Source organism: Bacteroides zhangwenhongii, from assembly GCF_009193325.2.
Taxonomy (GTDB): domain Bacteria; phylum Bacteroidota; class Bacteroidia; order Bacteroidales; family Bacteroidaceae; genus Bacteroides; species Bacteroides zhangwenhongii.
The window spans coordinates 3767375-3789715 of sequence record NZ_CP059856.1; the positions used below are offsets into that span (position 1 = coordinate 3767375).

The following is a 22341-nucleotide window of genomic DNA, read 5'->3' on the forward strand; positions in this document are numbered from 1 at the left end:
AACAAGGGTGTAAACATCTATAATACTTATTATTCCCGTATTCAGTAGAAAATTTACCAGACTTTCACTATCTAGAAATAATAATTATCACATTTATATAATTGCTCCATTAACGATTGATCCCATTCCGAAACAATCATTAATGACACAAATGTATAAAAAGATTTTGAGAAAAGAGAAAGAAAAAGAGAATACTTACAAACAAACGGTTCACACTACACAAATTCTATTTAAACATCGGCTGTGCAAACCACCTCTTAAACATCCAGGTTGCCACTACATACAATAAAAATGCGGAGAAGAATCCTACCACAGCGTCGATGACGTAATGTGCTTGAATATATACGGTAGCCCCACAGAGCAACAAATAGAAAGGCAGTAAACAGGCGAACAGCTTCTTACTGCCGCGCCAAGCCATAATCATCAAGATAGTAGAAATGCCGACGTGCGAACTCGGAAATGCCGCTGTGGGACGTTCACCCACTTGCTGGGAACTTTCTACCAGGCTATAAAAGAATCCGTGCTGGTATCCCGGTCCGGGCAACAACTCCTGATGATAATTGAAATAGTCACCGATAGCAGGAAAAACTCCCTTAGCCACGTTATCAAATCCGATAGCCGGAAAATAGAACTGAGGGCCTGCCACTGGGATAAAGATATAAAGCAAATAATATATAAAGAAAGAAGTAACCAGTACAAAGGACATCTTTTCGAACCATTCGAACCTATAAATGAAATAAAACAACGCCACAATCAGCATCATCGGATAATAGAAGAAATATCCCATATTAAACGCTTCGCTGACCAGAATATGAGGAAACGTATGGCAGAACCAGATAGCAGGTTGTCCACTGAAGATAAACTGTTCGATGGTAGCAAAGACATGGTCCAGGTTCGGAAAAAAGCGATTGAATTCAAAAGTATCCGGATACCAATATGAAAGCAGGCTCATCTGAATGACGATACGCACAAACGCCGAGAACTTACAAGGGGCAAGCCGATAAAGATACATCAACAGGAAAGTCATTGCAGCAATCATGGCTCTATCCAATAACATATGCCATGGATGGTCCATCCTCTGAAACAGGAATAGAATCAATATGGAAGTCAGCAGATTATAAATCAATGTAATCTTCTCCACAGCAAACAACCCTTTCCGGGTCTCTACACGCTTAAATAAGTCTAAAGCCATCCTTCGTTTTTATACCAGGCAATGGTTTCACGTACCCCCCTCTCCAAATCGTATTCGGGTGTATATCCCAATTCGTTAATTGTCGGGGTTATATCACACTGCCAGTTGCGTTGTTTCATTATCTTATATTTATCAGAATTCAATGTACTGCACTTCTTGGAACGCGTAGCAACAAATTCAGCGAGCAAAGATATAACTTTTAGCACAATTAACGGACATTTCAGATGAAGAACAAACGGATTCCCTAATTCTTTTTGTATCAAGTCCGAAAACGCGCGGCTTTTATAGACTTTCCCATCTGTCAGAAAATACGCCTTTCGGATGACTCTTTTCTCTATACCCAAGAAAATAGCCTGCACAATGTCTTTCACATAGACAAAAGTCAGATCTTGCCGCTTGAAACCAACCGAAAAATCAAAATGCTTCTGAATGGACTTAGCCATTAGGAAATAATCTGATTCACGAGGTCCATACACTCCCGTAGGGCGATAAATGACATAAGGAAAACCGGGGATACTTTGAATATATAATTCAGCCTTCAACTTACTGAAACCATAAGCTGTGTTGGGCATGGGAGAATCGTCCTCTTTTATCGGAGTGTAATCTGTCTCGTGCACAGGACCGAACACACTAAGCGTACTTATATATATGAATTGCTTCGGGACCATATTCAACTCCCTCAACGTATCAATAAAATACTTTGTCTGAAGATAGTTCACGTAGTCGAAAGTTTTTTTGTCGAAACATTTCGTAACACCGGCACAATGAACGATATAATCAAACTTATTATATGTCCCTTTATGACCGGAGAGTTGGGCACGAAGTTCATTAGGATGTGCAAAGTCCAGTTCCAGAAAGTGAATTTTCCGATTCTTCAAATATTGTCTGCTACTAGTAGGACGAACTCCCGCCCACACACTAAACCTTCGTTTCAACGCTTCCTCTACAATGAAACTCCCGATAAAACCGCTTGCACCCGTAATTAAAATACTCTCCATTCCTACTTTTCGGCTCTATATAAATACAATTAAAATTTCGGTTACAAAGATACGATAAATATAATAGTATTATTACCGGTTTTTTTATTTACTTTGTAGCCATATCAACAGATGATGACCAATAAAAATACATATTATGGCGAAAAAGAAAGAAAAGAAAGAGAAAAAGGCCGGTAAGAGAATGAGTAAAAAAGAGCTGGCAGCGTTGTTAATAGACTTTTTCCACGCCAAATCCAGTGAAATTCTAAGTATGAAATACATTTTCTCGGAATTGCGTCTTACCACCCATCCGCAGAAAATGCTATGCGTCGATATATTACATGACCTTTTGGATGACGATTATATCTCCGAAATTGAGAAGGGCAAGTTCCGTCTGAATAATCACGGCACAGAAATGATAGGTACCTTCCAACGCAAAAGCAATGGAAAGAATTCCTTTATTCCCGAAGAAGGAGGCGAACCGGTATTCGTAGCAGAACGCAATTCCGCCCATGCCATGAACAATGACAAGGTAAAAATTACATTTTATGCCAAACGAAAGAACAGGGAGGCAGAAGGGGAAGTAATCGAAATACTGGAACGTGCCAACGACACTTTTGTCGGTACATTGGAAGTAGCCAAGTCATACGCATTTCTAGTAACGGAAAACCGTACACTTGCCAATGACATATTTATTCCGAAAGATAAACTGAAAGGCGGAAAAACCGGAGATAAAGCGATCGTGAAAATAACAGAGTGGCCTGACAAGGCAAAGAATCCCATCGGACAAGTGATAGACATATTAGGCAAAGCAGGCGACAATACCACTGAGATGCACGCCATTCTCGCAGAATTCGGCTTACCATACGTATACCCGAAAGCAGTAGAGACAGCAGCCGATAAGATTCCGGCAGAAATCACTCCCGAAGAGATAGCCAAGCGTGAAGACTTCCGCAAGGTGACAACTTTCACTATCGACCCGAAAGATGCTAAGGATTTCGACGATGCGCTTTCCATCCGCTCCATCAAAAACGGATTGTGGGAAGTAGGCGTACACATTGCCGATGTGACACACTATGTAAAAGAAGGAGGAATCATCGACAAAGAAGCTGAAAAGCGTGCCACTTCCGTTTATCTGGTAGACCGCACCATCCCAATGCTCCCCGAACGGCTGTGCAACTTCATCTGTTCGCTCCGTCCGAATGAAGAGAAACTCGCTTTCTCCGTGATTTTCGATATTACCGAGAAAGGAGAAATCAAAGACTCACGCATTGCGCATACAGTCATCAATTCCGACCGCCGTTTCACTTACGAAGAGGCGCAGCAGATTATTGAAACTAAAGAAGGTGACTACAAAGAAGAAGTACTTATGCTGGACACCATCGCGAAAGCACTCCGCGAAAAACGGTTCGCAGCGGGAGCAATCAATTTTGACCGCTACGAGGTGAAATTCGAAATTGACGAGAAAGGGAAACCTATCAGTGTGTATTTCAAAGAGTCGAAAGACGCCAATAAACTGGTAGAAGAATTTATGCTTCTTGCCAACAAAACCGTAGCAGAGAAGATAGGACGTGTACCCAAAAACAAAAAGCCTAAAGTACTGCCCTACCGTATCCACGATCTGCCGGATCCGGAGAAACTGGAGAATCTGTCACAATTCATCGCTCGCTTCGGCTACAAGGTACGTACAAGCGGAACAAAAACAGATATTTCAAAATCCATCAACCATTTGTTGGATGATATACATGGAAAGAAGGAAGAGAATCTGATTGAGACCGTGTCTATCCGTGCTATGCAAAAAGCCCGTTATTCTACACATAACATCGGTCACTACGGACTGGCATTCGATTATTATACTCATTTCACCTCACCCATCCGCCGTTTCCCGGACATGATGGTTCACCGTCTGGTAACGAAGTATATGGATGGAGGACGCAGTGTATCCGAGGCCAAATACGAGGATCTTTGTGATCACAGTTCAAATATGGAACAAATTGCAGCCAACGCCGAACGGGCTTCCATCAAATACAAACAAGTGGAATTCATGAGCGAACGTCTGGGACAGATTTACGATGGTGTCATCTCCGGAGTAACCGAGTGGGGACTGTATGTCGAACTTAACGAGAATAAATGCGAAGGTCTCGTCCCTGTCCGTGACTTGGATGACGATTATTATGAGTTTGACGAAAAGAACTATTGCCTTCGTGGACGCCGCAAGAACAGAACATATAGTTTGGGAGATGCTATTACTGTTCGTGTAGCACGTGCCAATCTGGAAAAGAAACAGCTCGACTTCGAATTAATTGAGAAATAAATTATGAAAACTTTTATTATTGAAGACAAACAACGAATCGAGTCCATTATCCTCCACTGCGATGCCTGCTTTGTAGGCATCACAGATTTAGAAGGCAATCCCTACGTAGTTCCGATGAACTTCGGTTATGAGAATGGCATCCTATACCTTCATTCGGGTCCCGAAGGCAGCAAGTTGGAGATGTTGGAACATAATAATAATGTATGCATCACTTTCAGCATAGGTCATAAACTCGTATATCAGCACGAAAAAGTAGCGTGCAGTTACAGTATGCGTTCCGAAAGCGCCATGTGTCGTGGAAAGGTGACATTCATAGAAGATATGGATGAAAAACGTCGGGTATTGGATATTATCATGCGTCATTACACGGATAGTGAGTTCAACTATTCCGAACCTGCCGTGCGCAATGTCAAAGTATGGCAAGTGCCCATCGAGCAGATGACGGGAAAAGTCTTCGGTTTGCGAGCCAACGAAAAGCCATGAATATGAAGAAAATACTATGTGGACTCACTTTAATCTTGTCTACCGGTGGCCTCTTTACCAATAGTAGCCTCGCTGGTAATCAAATCGTGAGCAACTCAAAGGACATATACAAAAAGACCTGGATCGACTTCAACAAGAACGGTGTAAAGGATGTATATGAAGATCCTTCCGCGCCTATCGAAGCCCGTATTGCGGATTTGCTTTCGCAAATGACACTGGAGGAGAAGACCTGTCAGATGGCTACTCTCTACGGTTCGGGACGGGTACTGAAAGATGCATGGCCTACCGACGGATGGTCGACAGAAATCTGGAAAGACGGTATCGGAAATATCGACGAGCAGGCCAACGGACTGGGTAAGTTCGGTTCTGAAATCTCCTATCCGTATGCTAACAGTGTGAAGAATCGCCACACCGTTCAGCGCTGGTTTGTGGAACAGACACGACTGGGTATTCCGGTCGATTTTACCAATGAGGGAATACGCGGATTGTGCCACGACCGGGCTACCATGTTTCCCGCTCAATGCGGGCAAGGTGCCACGTGGAACAAAAAACTAATCCGGGAAATTGCGAAAGTCACTGCAGATGAGGCGAAAGCACTCGGATATACCAATATTTATGCTCCGATTCTGGACATCGCACAAGATCCTCGCTGGGGACGTGTAGTTGAAAGTTACGGAGAAGATCCTTATCTGGTAGGCGAATTGGGTAAGCAAATGATTCTTGGTCTGCAAAGTGAAGGAATCGTTGCCACTCCGAAGCATTTTGCCGTTTATAGTATTCCGGTCGGTGGACGCGATGGAGGTACACGTACCGATCCGCACGTGGCTCCGCGTGAGATGAAAACTCTGTATCTGGAACCATTCCGTAAAGGTATTCAGGAGGCGGGTGCATTGGGCGTCATGAGTTCTTACAATGACTATGACGGGGAGCCTGTTTCCGGAAGTTATCATTTCCTCACGGAAATTCTGCGTCAGCAATGGGGATTTAAGGGATATGTAGTTTCGGATAGTGAAGCGGTGGAATTTCTACACACTAAACATCGTATCACTCCGACTGAAGAAGAAATGGCTGCACAAGTGGTAAATGCCGGATTGAATATCCGCACGAACTTCACTCCGCCACAGGATTTTATTCTTCCATTGCGTCGTGCTATTAGTGAGGGCAAAGTCTCTCTGCATACGCTCGATCAACGTGTTGGTGAGATTCTCCGTGTCAAGTTTATGATGGGGCTTTTTGATAATCCGTATCCCGGTGATGACCGTCGCCCGGAAGTGGTAGTGCATAATGCCGCCCATCAGGATGTATCTATGAGAGCAGCTTTAGAGTCCATCGTACTTTTGAAGAATGAAAAAGAGATGCTTCCGCTATCCAAGAGTTTTAGCAAAATAGCTGTTATCGGTCCGAATGCGGAAGAAGTGAAAGAACTGACTTGCAGATACGGTCCCGCCAATGCATCTATAAAGACTGTCTATCAGGGAATCAAAGAATATCTGCCCAATGCAGAAGTTCGCTATGCAAAAGGTTGTGACATTATTGATAAGTATTTCCCGGAGAGTGAACTATACAATGTTCCATTGGATACACAGGAGCAAGCGATGATTAATGAAGCCGTAGAATTAGCAAAGGCTTCGGATGTCGCTATCCTTGTATTAGGTGGAAATGAGAAGACGGTTCGGGAAGAATTCTCACGTACCAACCTCGATCTCTGCGGGCGCCAACAGCAACTATTGGAAGCTGTTTATGCCACAGGAAAACCTGTCGTTCTGGTAATGGTAGACGGAAGAGCAGCCACAATCAACTGGGCAAACAAATATGTTCCTGCCATCATTCATGCCTGGTTCCCCGGCGAATTCATGGGAGATGCCATCGCAAAAGTCCTTTTCGGAGACTATAACCCGGGCGGACGTCTGGCTGTTACTTTCCCGAAATCTGTGGGACAGATACCTTTCGCTTTCCCATTCAAACCAGGTTCGGATTCTAAAGGAAAAGTTCGTGTTGCCGGTGTGCTTTATCCTTTCGGATATGGTTTAAGCTATACGACTTTCGGATATTCAGACTTGAAAGTCTCCAAACCGGTTATCGGGGCACAAGAGAATATCACTCTTTCATGCACTGTAAAGAATACAGGAAAGAAAGCAGGAGATGAAGTGATCCAGCTTTATATCCGTGATGATTTTAGTAGTGTAACAACCTACGATAAAGTATTACGCGGTTTCGAACGTATTCATTTGCAACCAGGAGAAGAACAAACGATTAGCTTTACCCTTACTCCTCAAGACTTGGGGTTATGGGATAAGAATAATCATTTTACAGTAGAACCGGGAAGTTTCTCGGTGATGGTAGGGGCTTCTTCGGAGGATATTCGGTTGAAGGGAAGTTTCGAGGTTCAATAAAGAATCCAGAATAATATCTATATAAAAAAAATGTGAGGTAATCTAAATCTTTGGAAGTTACCTCACATTTTTATTCTACCAATTGTATTTTACAAAGGATATTCCTCAAAAGCATACAAAATGGTAGACAGATAACGTTCACCTGTATCAGGCAATAACGCAACGATCATCTTACCCGCATTTTCCGGTCGCTTCGCCAGCTCCGTAGCAGCATATACAGCTGCCCCCGAAGATATGCCGACCAACAACCCTTCTTGCTTGGCCAGTTCACGACTCGTACGAATAGCATCGTCATTCTGCACCTGAATAATTTCATCTACAACAGAGGCTTTGTACGTTTTAGGAATAAATCCTGCACCGATTCCCTGAATCTTATGAGGACCAGGTTTTCCTCCCGACAGTACAGGAGAATCAGATGGTTCCACTGCCACTATCTTTATACTCGGATCACGCATCTTCAACGCTTCACCTACACCGCTAACTGTCCCGCCAGTACCTACACCGGCTACAAAGATATCGACTTTCCCCTCGGTATCTCTCCATATTTCCAGACCGGTAGTTCGTAAATGCATGGCGGGGTTAGCAGGATTCTCAAATTGTTGTAAGATGACAGCTCCCGGAGTTACAGCTTTTAATTCTTCCGCTTTGGCAATTGCCCCTTTCATACCATCCGCACCAGGAGTCAGCACTAATTCCGCTCCCAAGGCTTTCAAAAGATTACGTCGCTCAATACTCATTGTATCAGGCATCGTCAGAATCAGTTTATAGCCTTTCGCTGCTGAAACAAAAGCCAATCCTACACCGGTATTTCCGCTAGTCGGTTCAATGATCGTTGCTCCGGGTTGTAAGACACCTTTCGTTTCGGCATCCTCAATCATAGCCAATGCGATACGGTCCTTAACACTTCCCGCAGGATTGAAAGATTCAATCTTTACAATCAGACGGGCTTTCAAATCATTGTTTTTATTATAGTTACTAAGTTCCAATAACGGAGTATTACCTACTAGATCCGTCAATTTCTTTGCAATCTTTTCCATATATATCTGTTTTTAAATTTTCTTGTTTTAAGATATGACAAAGATAGTGCAGATTCTGTTCAGGGGAAATACCACAGATGTGGTAATTTCATACCACATCTGTCTGATTAAAAAGCTCATTCTCTACCGACTCTTTAGTATCTAGGACGCTTTATCAGTATTCAAATAACGTGATAGGGCTTCCAGGAAGTAATAGTCGGCATAAACCAAGGGCACATCAATCTCTTTTCCATGTGGCAGACTGCCCGTCGAATGTTTCAAAAGAAATCCAGCATTATCGCCCAGTTTTGCTCTATACAGATCAGATGCCAAACTGTGAATCATCGTGGCAGCCGAATCATAGTATTCCGGACTCTTTGTATACTGATATAGTTCTAAAAGAGCAGAAGCAGCTATGGCAGCGGCAGAAGCATCTCTTGGAATATAACCTAGCTTTGTATCATCAAATTTCCATCCCTTTGTATATCCATCCTGCCCAACATTAAAGTCCCATAAAGGTATTTTATCTTCCGGCAAAGACGGGTTATTCAAAAAGAAATCAGCCATTTTTTGTGCTACAGACAAATACTTCGGATCTCCGGTTTCTCTATACACCATTGTAAATCCATAAATCCCCCAAGCCTGTCCTCTCGCCCAGGCAGAATTATCGGCATACCCTTGAGCAGTGGCCTTATCCCTGATTTCTCCCGTTATGGAATCATAATCGACTACATGATAGCAACTGAAATCTTCCCGGAGATGATTCTTGATAGTAGTGTTTGCATGTGTAACAGCCACATCATAATACTTTTTATCCCCCGTCTCTTTGGATGCCCAAAAAAGCAATTCAAGGTTCATCATATTATCTATGATTACAGGAAATTGCCACACTATTGTGTCATGGGGTGCTTTCCCTCCTTCCCATGATTTGATTGAATGAACATTCGGATTAAATCTCGTCATTAATGAATTCGCCGTTTGTACCAAAATGTCTCTATAACTTTTATCTTTCGTCAAAGCAAAACCTCTGCCAAAGCTATTGTACATCATAAAACCGACATCATGATCTTTTGTATTATACTTATTCGGCTCAAGTGGTAATGTCCATTCCACTGCTTTCTCCTTCCAGCAACTATCGTTTGTAAGCTCATATAGCATCCACAATGTACCCGGAAAAAAACCGCTTGTCCATCCATAGATATCTGTCGTAGATAAACTGCCATCTTTTTTCGTACTTCTTGGATATCGCCCTTGCGTTTCACCTAAAGATGTCAGCATACAATGAGTCTGTTCACACGCATAGATAATATTCTCTTCTACAAACTGCTTTCTACTGTCTACAGAAGTACACCCCACCAGCAGAATAAAGATAAAACTACCAAAAATGAATCTACTATTTCTCATTTTGATTCTTATAAAATAATATTCCTACTTACTTTCATTAAATAAAAGCGTTCCCAATCCCAGGCATTGCGCATTCCAGCTCTCACCACCCTGTCCACGCACTTTATCTACCGCTTTCTTAGTATATTCCACTTCTGCTTCCGAAAGTCCTTTCCTATTATAATAATGATTGTACACCATTTCATAGATAGGTTGAAGATTTCCTCTGTCGATCGTTGAAATAGAATTTCCATACACATTCCCCTGAAAGGGAACATCGTCATTACCCAGATTATATTTTGCCATATATTCAAAGCCTTTCAACAAACGATTGTCCATACTTTTATATAGATCAATTCCCTGTTTCCACGCCACCTCACAAGATTCTGCCAATCCCCCTATTCCATATTGCGCATGGGTCTGATCTCTCCCACTTTCAAAATTCTGTCCGGTATCATAGATGTTCTTCGACAACGTTCCGTTACTACCCTCGGTCGTTGAATTATAAAAAGCGATAGCTCTGTCAAAAATCTCTTTATCATCCAAAAATACCCCAACCGCTAAATGCATTTTGGTTATCGCAGTATCCCAGTTTCCCGCGCGCCCACGTTTCCAGTCTTTTATCAAGTCATAAAAGACCTCTTTAAACATTTTTTCAGCCTGAATGATATCCGCTTCTTTCCATCCCGCATCTGTATAACGTAATATTTCAGCAGCATTTATCAGATTGAAACCATACCATGCTGACATCAGCATATCATCTCCCCCGATCAAAGCCGTCAATGTACCCGACCAGGCATTCAATATCTCAATAGCTTTATCAGCATAACGCTGTTCACCTGTTATAACCCACATTAAGGCACAATGATATGCCATCTGGGAGTCACTACTCATTGCTCCCGCTGCGGGACTATTCACTCCTTCTGTTCTTTCTACTTCCGCATAAGGACCCTGTACTACATAATTCACATTAGCGTGACCTTTCAACATTTCATAACCCAGTTTCCAAGGTTTTGCATAATAAAAAGCCTGCTCCTTTATCCTGGCCATATCTTCGTAAGTAAAAAGGATACCCGGATGTGAGAATACCTTGACCACTTGCGGCTTTACTTCCTCCTTCGGAGAAATAGTAATATCTTTCATTTCATCGGATGAATCACAACTCATCACTGTGAAGGATAATAATAAAAATGCCAAATATCTAATAATCTTATTCATACTCAAGTATATTTTAATATTTTACTTCCACTCTTTCAACGGAGTTGTTTTATACTTCGCCTTTGCTTTCTGTGGGATCAGTTTCACACAATAGTTCACCTGCGTAGAGGCAGGTATTAGAGTTTCAAAACCAATTATGGTTACACCATCATTAGGAGCATCGTAAGAATTGGAAGATTTAGCAGGAGCAGTTTTCAGTTTGATTTTCTGATTAGTCTCTACTCTGAAAATCATTTTCTTTGTCCCTTCAGTCAGTTCCAGACTGTAATCATCCAGTTTTCTGACAGTGGCTTTGGTAACCATTGACCAAGTCAATTCTGTCGCTTTATCCAATGACTCGATTTCATCCTGCACTACCACAAAGCGATTATCAACAATGGCAATCCCTCTCCAGCAAGATTTCACCTGCCCTTTATACGCATTCGTCAAGTCCGAAATAAGATGCATGAATCCGGGAGAATCGCCATAGCTATTAATACGGGTATATCCGCCTACATCTTGTTTTTTCTTATCAAATGCCAATGTATTATGGGAGAAGTTATTATATCGATAAACATCCCATCGCTGTGAATTCTGCTTTCTGTTCCACAAATCAATTCCTATCGTTTCTAAAGAAGTATAATCCTGTGGTCCAAGATCGATTGCCCAGCGCACTCCATCTGCTTCCATGATAAATGACCCTATATCCATATGGGAATGGTTGGCTCCGGCACGTCCGGTTTTAAGTCCGACAAAGATGGCATTGGAATCTGTCCAGGAAGTTCTCATAGAACCTACCGGAGTTACACCCTGTCCAACCCATAAATTCCGGGATGGTGGAAGAATACGGTCCAGGTCGATGTTCTTTCCCCATATCATCAATGCTGGGAGGATTCTGTTTTTTGTAAATGAACTGCTTTTCTTTTTAGTCAGGTAATAATATTGACTCCACAACACAGTCGAATCATGCATCTTATCTGCAAACCAAAAAAGAGTAGGATTCAAAGAAGTGGCATCACCACTGTCGCCATAATTAAAACTTTCTTTCGAAGGAGTTATCATATTCTCGATGAAATAGGCAGAAGGCAGAAAACCTTCCATTGAAGACAGCCCGAAATCAGTATGAAAGAGTTTTTCAATAGCAGACAGGAACAGCACATTGAAACTGGTACCATAAGACCAATAGGTAAACCCTTCGGGATAAGCACCATCCGGAGCATATCCCTTCATTGGTAAAGCGATAGAAGAGATAGCTCTATCTACGACTACTTTTGCTATTTCCGGTATATCTTCATAAACTGCTATGGCTCCATAGGCCATTCCGGTGTTGCACACTTGATTCCAGTTATGACCGGAAGAAAGCCAACTATTGTTATCTGTACTGAATGAGGTGTCTATTCCTTTCTTGATAATGGCTTCTTTGATTTCACTTTTTGAAGACTCCGGCAAATCACGATATAACCAGTCATAACCGATTGCCATAGCCAAGGTCATTTCTGCCACATCCAGGAAGTGAGAAGGATTCCAGTCTTCAAAACCAGCAATGGCCAGCATTTCTTTCTCTGCCCTCGCTTTAAATCGTTCATCCGAAGTCATGCGATAGGAATAAGACAGATAAAAGATCCTCCGCAAGGCCTCACGTGAAACCTCCAGAATTCTACGTCCTTTCTGTACTCTCTTCAAAGCATCCACTTCAAAGAGTTTACGAGCTTCCGACTGAATGACATCATCTATCTTCCGCCATAGTTCATTCTTTTCAATATTACTTTTTATTTGTTGAATATCACTATCAAATAACAGTAATCGGGGATGCTCTCCAAAATTCGCTGTTTTATCCAAATGCTTCAACTGGGCATTTGCTTCTATCCCTCCAACGAGGGATAGAAGTATGTATAATAATAGAAATTTAATTGTTCTCATATTGTATCTGATTAATAAAGTGTACCTTCTATTGTGAGATTATAAATACCCATATTATGAGTGTAATCAGGATGCTGTATAATCCGCAATGCAACAGGTTCATCCGAAACATTCTCTAACTCCCATGACAAAACTGTTGTTTCATCTACCTCATCAGTAACGGCATAATCCGTCCATTCTTCATCGCCTACGCCTTTTGTCTGAAGTATGGCTTTACTTTTCTGCCCGGTATCTGCTGCAATTATCTTCACGACTATCGACTTAACTCTACCGAAAATAGGAGTTTCCAAAGCACCACCATCAGCAAAATTCTTTAATAACAGACGCCCTTGTGTCGCACCATTCGCATTCGCTGGTGGTTGGGTTGTATTCTGGACACGTCCCTGATAAATCTTAGTACGTAAAGTCCTTCCTTCCACTACGCGATCATAATGTAACTTTTCATAGAAAGTGTATCGATCCGGTGCCTGTCCTGTCTCCGTTACCACATAGATAGCCAAATCTCTAAACCTTTCATCCATTAAAGTGATGTCAACCGCTTCTTCCGGCAACAAGTCCGTCACACCCTCTATCACCAAATCATAAATAGCCAACGAATTTCCCTTAGTAATAGCCGGATCTTGCATGATGCGAATAGCTACCGGATTGGCAGAAACATCGTTCAGTACCCACTTCATAGGCGAATTTGCTGTAATATCTTCACTCATGGCAAGGTCTTTCCAGTCAGTAGTTCCCTTATCCCGGTATTGTATCAAAGCACGGGTAGCAACATCTCCGGCAGTTCCGGCAGAAAGGGCCAAAGAGATTTTACTAATGGAACCCAGTACAGGAAATTCAATATATCCGCCCCCTGTTCCTATCTGCAAACGTCCTTTAGAGGTACTCTCTCCATAGATTGAAATTCTGTTCTCTGTATAGTCAATACGACATCCATGCAGTTGTACTTTCAATGTTTGTTCTCCTATCGTTCTCTCAAAGTGCCCGTCTTTAGTATTCCAAGTTCCTCCGGGGAAAGCCGAGCCGTCACTAGCCTTAAAGATTTTTATACCTTCACCATCATTATAAAATCCTTCGTTGAACAATGTGTTTTCCGGAGATGGCCCCGGGTCAACAGGAGATTCACACAAAGTTCCTTCCAGACTAAAATCATAGATTGCCAAGGCAGTTGAAGAAGCTGCCTCATCTGCAACAACCTTCACATAAATAGGATATTTCATTATTTTCCTATCCAATACCCATTCATAAGCATTGGTGCCTGAAAGAACCGGGCTTTTAGCATAAACTTCCCAATTTCCTCCTTTGGCCTTAATCATTAATACGACTTTAGTTCCCGTATTATTAGCCGAAGCGTTAGCCGCTACCAATGATACTTTTGAAACACTGCCTAGCAATCCTGTCTCTATAGCTCCGGTATTGGCATCCAGCAAAATACGTCCGTCCGAGGTCGTAGTGCCATTCACTGAAACACCAGGGGCATCCGGTTCCAACTGACATTGTGTCAAAAACACCTTCAAACTCAAATCCTGAATAACCTCATCGGATACGACTCTCTCAAAATAACCATTAGAGAAAAAAGAAGGAAACGGCTGTCCACCGGATGTCAAATACTTATTTTTATCATCAAAATGCTCATCCAGTACGGTTACGGGCTCTACCACGACCGGCGGTATCACTTCTCCCGGTTCATCTTTCTTTATCAACTCTTCATTGTCACTACAAGCCATCGCAGCAAAAAGAAAGATGATTAACAGATATATATCTTTTATATAGTTTTTCATATCAGACTATTTTAAAGTTAAACGCTTTATCGCAAAATTCATACGTTGCAGGTTACTGCTTGTCTCGTTGATATACAAATAGGCGATATACTTCTGATCATGACTCTTTATCAGCACTCCCTGATCTTGTCCTAACTCATAAGCATGTGTAGTAACTCCATCCAACGCCGCCTGGCGCAGATCAATCTCATCGACGTATATCGTAGGCACGCCACTAGTCTTTAGTTGACCATCAGGCCAATACCTTTTCTCCATCAAAGTGCGGTTGGTTGCTCCCGACGGGATTTCAACAGGATATAAATATCCTTTCTCATTGGACGGGGCCACCAGTCCATGAGCAAATGACCATCCGGAACCCATCGTCGATTTAAACGTATATATAAAATCAATCTTGTCGGCAATACCCAATTCCTCTACTTGAGCCACGGAATAAGATTGCATTGTCTCCAAAGAAAAACAGTTCCTCTCACCGGACGACAATGACAGATTCTTAAAGATTTCCACACTACTCACTGTATATTCAGGAGACTGAATAGTAGCCTCACCACCTTCGGTTATACTACGAAAATGAAACCTTATCTTATTTCCTCTGGCTTCTTTAGGCACTACATAAAAATAGCGTATAGTTGCAGCAATCGTATCAACAATATAAGCCTTGGAGACTGTTCCTTCGGTACTTGTTTCTGTAGCAATACGCACTTCCTCTTCTTCTCCGTTATTAGGATTGGTATATCTGCTATTCATGGCAATTCCCGTTCCTTCGGCACCCGGAAAGGATGCTGTTATCTCTACAGCCTTTATCGAAGTACCGTCAGTAGACCCTATCGCATAGGCAAACTCTAATGTATTTCCCACCAGAACCGGGCCTGCATCTTTCCGTAAGAGATCATTTCTCAAAGGGCTTTCATCGTCAGAACAAGACGAATAGAACACCACTGTAACAGTATACAGCAGTAAATACAGCGAAAACCAAATTATCTTTTTCATATCTTTCCTTATTCCTTTTCAACAACAATAATCTCATATTCCTTATATACCTCTCCACTTCCAGAAATAACGGTATACTTCACAGGTGCGCTAAAGTTAGTCCATACTCCCATTTTAGGAGTGATAGTTGCCTCGGGAGCCAAAGAACAACGAGGTTTTAGATGGGCTAAATTCACTCCATTCTTGACTTCCACATTAATAATCCCATTTACATCATCAATCGTCACTTGTGTAGCAACATTGCGATTATCTGCCGTATATAATTGCACAGAACTTATATAAGCATCCGTCCGGTCCGTTACCTGATACACTTCTTCATCGGTATCACAAGCTCCCATAACGATGGCAAGGAATAATACTTTTACCATTAATATGATATGTGTTTTCATTTATCTATGTTTTAATTACAACCATGGTTTATTTTGAGTCAGATTAGGATTCAGTACCCGCTCATCCTCCGGTATATTGTAAATGTAATATCTTGGGAAAGTACGGTCTGTTGCATTCTTATACTGATCTTGGATAAAGTCATTCAAAGTGCTGCGTAGTTCCCGGCCATTGGGGTAATCCCAAACTGTTTCTGCAAGGCGCCACCTCCTAAGGTCAAAGAACCGTTGCCCCTCTGCCACAAATTCGATAGCTCTTTCCTGTTTGATCGCATCAAAAAAAGTATCCTTCGTCTTAAATTTATTACGATCCAGTGCAGGGAGTTTTCCCCGTCCCCTGATCTTGTCAATCAGGTTGTACAATTCATCCGACGGGCCATGAAGTTCATTCATTGCTTCACAATACATCAACCAGACATCCGGCAAACGCATCAGATAAAAATCCTGCGGTCCGTTAGATCTTGAATAGCCCGCATACTGTCTGACAAACTTGCGGAACATATATCCCGTCCTACTATCATTATAATCCAGATACCCATTCTTATTACCAAACATAAAAGCCAGGCTGTCTCCAATAGTCATTCCGTCAGGAGTGATTGTACGCATCTTCTGCCCGTTCCATACAATAGTACTGCGCATCCGGTAATCACGTCCTTCATATGTTTTAGGGTTAGCTGATCCATTTGCCAGATTCTGGTTTTTGTTCAGAATTATAGGGTCAACATAATCACCTGTTTTGGTACTCTGATATAAATTTACCAAATAATTTGTCGGCTGCATGTTTGCCCATCCATTGAGTACACTGCGGTTTCCGAAGATTTTGACAAACTCTTCTCCCTGCCCGATATTGGGTCCTCCGTACTGAAGAGAGAAGATGACTTCCGAGCATTTTTCATTTTCCAGTGTAAAGAGTTGAAGATAGTTGGGATTCACATACTCTCCGGGAGCACCATCCTTAAATAATTGAAGATTGTAGGCAGGTTTCATTACCTCCTTGAAATTACCGATAGCCTTTTCATAATATTCTTTGGCTTCCGACTCACTTTGCTGGAAATTGTCGACTTCCGGACGCCCGTTCTTTTTCCAGCTAGCCCAAAACAGTTCTAACTTCCCCTTGAAAGCATAAGCAGCTATTTTGGTTGCCCGCCCCTGGTCTTCACTCGATTCATACGAAACCGGAAGTACCGATATAGCATAGTCATAGTCTGCGAAAATCAAATCTTTCACCTGCGCAATAGGCGTTCTAGCAATAGAATAGGCTTCTTCTTGTGTAGGCACATGGTCCAAATATTGTATATCACCATACAAATCAATCATCAATGCATAATGAAGGGCACGGATAAAGCGGACTTCTCCTTCATAACGTCTCAAAAGATTAAGTTCTTTATCAGTCACAGCTTCTCCCTGCATTCTGCGTAATTGCATGATAGCATTATTAGCCCGGTTGACAGAAGCATAGCATTTATTCCAATAATCAGAAGTGATTGACTGGCTATTTGCATTTTGAAAATAAACCAGGTCAGCATTCGGATAACAATCCAGTCTATAAAATAATCCAAATGCATTACGCATGGCATTATAAACGGCATTTACCCCTTTCTCCGCATCCTCGGTAGTCTCCCAAAATGTATCTGCACTGATCTTGGTAGTAGCCGGATAATCCAGCAGATTATCAATGCAGCTTGTCTGTACCAACAAGACAACCAGCAATAATATATCTCTCATAGCTCTTTTCATACTATATCGTTTTAAAGCGTTATATTTATACCTAAAGAATAGTTTTTCATAAGCGGGTAAGGAATCTCCGAACCACTTTTAGGAAGTTTCTCCGGATCCAATCCCGGCCATTTGGTTATCGTAAACAGATTCTCTGCTGATACATGTATGCGCACGGAGTTTACACCTATATTTTTGAGAATCTTTGACGGTATTCTATATCCTAACTGGATATTCTTCAATCGGATATAGTCACATGAGTATAACCAGAACGTAGATTGTTCCTGATTAAATCCACCATTACTCCCCGATGTCAGACGTGGAAATTTCGCTCCCCGGTTATCAGGTGACCAAGTATCCAAATGATGCTCCTGAAAAGCATAACGAGAAGTATATACATTTACATTATTGAAATTATCCAGCCAGAAATTCTTTCGTCCCGCATTTCCCTGGAAAAGCATACTCAAATCGAATCCTTTCCAATCTGCATTGAAACTTATACTAAAGTCACTTGTCGGAATGTAGCGCATACTATTGGGCATAGCCACTTTATCATTACTGTCAATCATTCCGTCACCATTGATGTCTTCCATCAAAAGATCTCCCGGAGCTAAGTTATCACTTTGGTAAGGAGCATTGGCCACCTCTTCCCACGTTTGTACAATTCCGATCGCCTTGTAGGTATAGACCATCTCGTAAGGATAACCCAGGAACTTATCTCCGCGTCCCAATCGTTCATTCCATTTAAGCAGTTTATTCTTATTATATGAATAGTTGATACCAACACCATAAGAGAAATCAGCAATCTGATCTTGCCAGGAAAGAGAAATCTCCGCTCCCCTGTTTCTCATCTCTCCGATATTCCTGTCGGGTGCTTCCAGCCCCGACAATAACCTGGATACTTGTCCCGGACGAATCATACTTGTAGTCAGTTTATTATATAAGTCCAGTTCCATCTTCAAGCGATTGTTGAAGAAAGAAAGTTCCAATCCCAGATTTGTCATAGCAGTAGATTCCCAGGTAAAATTGGGGTCAATCAATTTATAAGGAGCATAACCTTCCACCAATACATTATTTCCGAACGTATATGGGTAAGAACTATATGTATCTTTCTGATAATAACGGTCTACCCCTGAATTATTTCCGACTTTCCCCCAAGACATTCTGATTTTTCCGTTAGATACAATATCCTTTAAAGGTTCAAAAAATCCTTCTTCCGAGAAACGCCACGCAGCAGATACAGAAGGGAATGTTCCCCATTGGTGACCTTTGGAGAACTTGGACGATGCATCCCAACGTATCAATGCCTGTAGCATATACTTATCAAGTATATCGTAGTTCAATTTAGTCACAATAGAACGTAACCCCTCTTTGCTAGACGAACCGCCTGTAGATTGAGTGGTCACTCCCGCACCGTCTATTTCAGTCAGATTCGGGTGAAACCTGTCATTACGGGAACTACTTTGTGATCTTTCATGCCAATATTCTTCAGAATATATAAACTGGAAGCGCAGATTATGCCCGCTGAAAATTTCCTGATTGTAGATAGCATGCAGGTTCAGGATTGTCTTCGTACGTTCGCGCGTGTAATCTGTGATGCCGGTACTCTTAGTTACAGTTTCATAACCAGCTAAGCCTGTTTGAAAGTTCTGTAAGATAGTAGGCATACTCCATGATTTTGTAAAGTCATTCCGGTAAGTCAAACCATAATCTGCCCTAAACTGGAGAAACGATACAGGTTTCCACTCCAAAAAAGCCATACCATTAAAGTCTTTGCGTTCCAGCTTATTGTTGTTTATACTATATTTTGCCAAAAGGTTACTGGCCAAAATATCTTCACCATAGGCCATAGCCCCACCATACTCCCCTGTCACCGGATGTTGCGGTAAGATACCTGCCACTGTTCTGACCATTTCCCATGTTGAAGCATTCCCGTAAGAAAGTAATCCTTCATCTAGGGGATATACCTGATCCGACCATTGCCCTGCGGCATTCAGACCTACTTTAAAATGGTTGCCAATTTTCTGATCTACATTAACACGGAAAGAATAGCGTCTGTAATCGTTATTAATCATCAATCCTTCCTGATCTAATAAACCGATAGACAGATAATAAGTTCCCTTATCATTTCCACCCGTAGCAGACAAACTGTGATTCTGTGTAAAAGGAGAGCGGAAGATGACATCCCACCAATCAGTATTAGGATACAACAGCGGATCGACCATTCCCTTCGCCATCCATTCATCAATTGTTCCATCTTTATAAATAGCTCCACTATTACCATTTGTCGCTGCTTGGTTATGCAACGTCAGTGCCCTTGGATAGTCTGCTAAAAAATCATAGAAACCGGTCGCTTTTCCAACGGAGAAATTACCTGAATAATTCACGTTTACCCGCCCTGATTTCCCTTTTTTGGTTGTAATCAAAATAACGCCATTGGCTGCTCTGGAACCATATACTGCTGACGAGGAAGCGTCTTTCAATACAGAAATACTTTCTATGTCATTCATATCAATCCGATCTATCTCTATGTCAGGGATACCGTCAACTACAATCAGAGGAACAGAATTGTTGACAGTTCCCAGTCCGCGTACTCTCAAAGTAGCCCCATCCTTCCCTGCCATACCGCTGGACTGCTGCACCATCAATCCCGGTACCAATCCACTTAATGCAGTAGAAGTGCTTGAAATAGACCTGCCGGATAGTTGCTCATCAACGGATACCATTGATACCGCTCCCGATAAGTTTACTTTTCGCTGTGCACCATAACCAACAACTACTACTTCTTTCAGTAAATGAGAATTTTCCTTCAGGATAACGGCTAATTCTCTTTTCCCGTTTACAGGTTTTTCAATTGTTTCATAACCTATATACGAAAAGACAACCGTTGAAGAAGGATCTACATTGTCAAGATGAAATTTTCCGTCAATATCAGTGATAGTGCCTTGTGAAGAGCCTTTTATTAGTACAGACACACCAATCAAAGGAATTCCTTTTTCGTCAACGATAGAACCGGTCAATCGTTCTGGTCTTTCTTTCGATTGAGTTTTAGGAACAATTGAAACAACCCGGTTTTCATTTATCTTATAATCTAAAGAGGTGCCGGATAAAATCTTCTGCATGGCGGATTCTATTCCTACATTCTCACATTTGATAGAAACCGGTTTATCCAGATCTTTCAGATTCTCCGAATAGAAGAAACGATAATCAGTCTGCTTTTCGATGTTTCTGATTACTTCTCTAACAGGGAGGTTAACAACACTCAAGGTAATTTTTTCCCGTTTTGTCTGTTGTCCATAACATTCAAAAGCGAACATTATAAGGCAACAAAATAGACATAGGAAGCCTGTAATTCTTGAACCCAAGAATTTTACTTTCAGATATTTTTTGTTATATTTGATGTAGTCTGAAGGTATTTAATTGACTACAAATAGATTAAAAGAAACTCGCATGAGAATGGGCAACGGATAAGAAATTGGTAAAGTGCTTTGATACACTATATTTCTCATGCTGTCAAACAACTCTTATTTGTTTGCAAATATAATATTATTGCAGGTAATAATCAAAAATAACGAGGTTTATTTTCATTTTTACCTGCTGATATTTGTTCCGGATTATCAGATGCGATATATTTGTAATTAGGATTCGTACCGTGTTCCAAGCGGTTCATAAGTAACGACTTGCGGAGTTTTGGCAACAAGGGGATGCGGCTCCGTTTTATAGAAATGACTTATGCAAACCGACTTATCCATTTACAACAGTCTTCGCCCTTCCTTTATAGAAGGCGTTCACGCCGTGAAGTTCAATGCTTTGTCGGCGGTCATATTGCGTTACCGGGATTATGCCCGCAGTTCCGAACAAATAAAAGCGTACTCGGGAGATTCTCTGCTGATGCGGGACATCGCCTCCTTGCTTGACGAAGCACCCCGTCCCATAACGAGGGAATACCAGGATTTCACCCCGTTCCTGCTTCTTCTGATGCTTTCGGAGGAATTTCATGTCGTCCATTACGTCGAGCGTCTTGTAACGTGGTATTTCGGCTACTGTTGTGTCGATGAACTGCGGACGGTTTGCACCATTCTGTCCGAGTGTTCCTACCCGCATCACGACACGCTGCGGCTGCGGTTCAAGAATTACCTGCGTGAAGCCCGTAAGACATTGGGTATGCCCGTTGAATGTAACGCTGCTGTCATGCTGAAAATGCTCGACGCCTCTTATGAACATCTCACTCCCGCCGATGTCGGGGAGTTCGAGGAGCTGTTGCACCTGGGGGACGATTACGAGTTCATCTCCCGTGTCAAATCGAATTATCTTGCCTCGGATAACGTCACGGAACTCGCCGGGGTTTGCGGGTATTCCAGCACGATTACCTTCCGCCGGCGTTTCCAGCGGGTTTTCGGCTGCTCGGCCTCCTCGTGGTTACGTCAGCGCCGTATCGAACGTATCGGGGAGTTGTTGCGGACGACACACTACACGTTGCAGGAAATAGCCTACATGTGCGGTTTCTCCGCCCAATCCCACTTTACGGACTTTTGCAAGCGGAATATGGGGAGCAATCCCACTTCCATCCGCCAGGAAGGTCGGATCTGACATTAAAAT

The 22341-nt window shown here is 42.1% G+C and carries 15 protein-coding genes; 4 read left to right on the plus strand and 11 right to left on the minus strand.

Annotated features, from left to right (window positions below):
• Positions 1-226: 226 nt before the first annotated feature.
• Both GD630_RS15020 and GD630_RS15025 read right to left on the minus strand, forming a co-directional pair.
• A complete protein-coding gene (locus GD630_RS15020) occupies positions 227-1192 on the minus strand; it encodes a phosphatase PAP2 family protein (protein WP_143867774.1) in 966 nt (321 codons plus the stop codon).
• Entirely contained in the window at positions 1183-2190 is a 1008-nt protein-coding gene (locus GD630_RS15025) for an NAD-dependent epimerase/dehydratase family protein (RefSeq protein WP_143867776.1), read from the minus strand. The genes GD630_RS15020 and GD630_RS15025 overlap by 10 nt, the downstream gene beginning before the upstream one ends.
• 136 nt (positions 2191-2326) lie before the next feature.
• On the opposite strand from GD630_RS15025, the gene rnr reads away from it, so the two are divergent.
• Genes rnr through GD630_RS15040 form a run of 3 tightly spaced genes read left to right on the plus strand, consistent with a single transcriptional unit; the run spans position 2327 to position 7359 of the window.
• Complete coding sequence (gene rnr, locus GD630_RS15030) at positions 2327-4483, plus strand: ribonuclease R (RefSeq protein WP_143867778.1); 2157 nt, start codon at positions 2327-2329, stop codon at positions 4481-4483.
• Positions 4484-4486: 3 nt separating this feature from the next.
• On the plus strand, positions 4487-4966 hold the full coding sequence (locus GD630_RS15035; protein ID WP_143867779.1) for a pyridoxamine 5'-phosphate oxidase family protein: 480 nt from the start codon (positions 4487-4489) through the stop codon (positions 4964-4966).
• A 2-nt stretch (positions 4967-4968) separates the two neighbouring features.
• Positions 4969-7359, plus strand: coding sequence for a glycoside hydrolase family 3 N-terminal domain-containing protein (locus tag GD630_RS15040; protein WP_143867781.1), 2391 nt, complete (start codon positions 4969-4971; stop codon positions 7357-7359).
• An 89-nt stretch (positions 7360-7448) separates the two neighbouring features.
• On the opposite strand, the gene cysK is transcribed toward GD630_RS15040, so the two are convergent.
• The 9 genes from cysK to GD630_RS15085 all read right to left on the minus strand — a co-directional run bounded on the left by cysK (position 7449) and on the right by GD630_RS15085 (position 21008).
• The gene (cysK, locus tag GD630_RS15045) at positions 7449-8396 is read right to left on the minus strand and encodes a cysteine synthase A (protein WP_143867783.1); all 948 of its coding nucleotides are present in this window, start codon (positions 8394-8396) and stop codon (positions 7449-7451) included.
• 141 nt (positions 8397-8537) lie between these two features.
• On the minus strand, positions 8538-9779 hold the full coding sequence (locus GD630_RS15050; protein ID WP_117932607.1) for a glycoside hydrolase family 88 protein: 1242 nt from the start codon (positions 9777-9779) through the stop codon (positions 8538-8540).
• Positions 9780-9803: 24 nt separating this feature from the next.
• The gene (locus GD630_RS15055) at positions 9804-10976 is read right to left on the minus strand and encodes an alginate lyase family protein (protein ID WP_143867785.1); all 1173 of its coding nucleotides are present in this window, start codon (positions 10974-10976) and stop codon (positions 9804-9806) included.
• 21 nt (positions 10977-10997) lie between these two features.
• Entirely contained in the window at positions 10998-12875 is a 1878-nt protein-coding gene (locus tag GD630_RS15060; protein ID WP_143867786.1) for a heparinase II/III domain-containing protein, read from the minus strand.
• An 11-nt stretch (positions 12876-12886) separates the two neighbouring features.
• Positions 12887-14653, minus strand: coding sequence for a hypothetical protein (locus GD630_RS15065; protein ID WP_117932602.1), 1767 nt, complete (start codon positions 14651-14653; stop codon positions 12887-12889).
• A 6-nt stretch (positions 14654-14659) separates the two neighbouring features.
• Complete coding sequence (locus GD630_RS15070; RefSeq protein ID WP_117932600.1) at positions 14660-15640, minus strand: DUF4466 family protein; 981 nt, start codon at positions 15638-15640, stop codon at positions 14660-14662.
• 8 nt (positions 15641-15648) lie between these two features.
• Positions 15649-16029 (minus strand): hypothetical protein, encoded by a 381-nt coding sequence (locus GD630_RS15075; protein ID WP_143867788.1) that lies wholly within the window; start codon positions 16027-16029, stop codon positions 15649-15651.
• 15 nt (positions 16030-16044) lie between these two features.
• Entirely contained in the window at positions 16045-17763 is a 1719-nt protein-coding gene (locus GD630_RS15080) for a RagB/SusD family nutrient uptake outer membrane protein (RefSeq protein ID WP_143867790.1), read from the minus strand.
• A gap of 11 nt (positions 17764-17774) precedes the next feature.
• The gene (locus GD630_RS15085) at positions 17775-21008 is read right to left on the minus strand and encodes a SusC/RagA family TonB-linked outer membrane protein (protein WP_182505633.1); all 3234 of its coding nucleotides are present in this window, start codon (positions 21006-21008) and stop codon (positions 17775-17777) included.
• Positions 21009-21474: 466 nt separating this feature from the next.
• Between GD630_RS15085 and GD630_RS21500 the strand changes: the two genes are divergently transcribed.
• Entirely contained in the window at positions 21475-22332 is an 858-nt protein-coding gene (locus GD630_RS21500; protein ID WP_143867793.1) for a helix-turn-helix transcriptional regulator, read from the plus strand.
• Positions 22333-22341 lie beyond the last annotated feature (9 nt).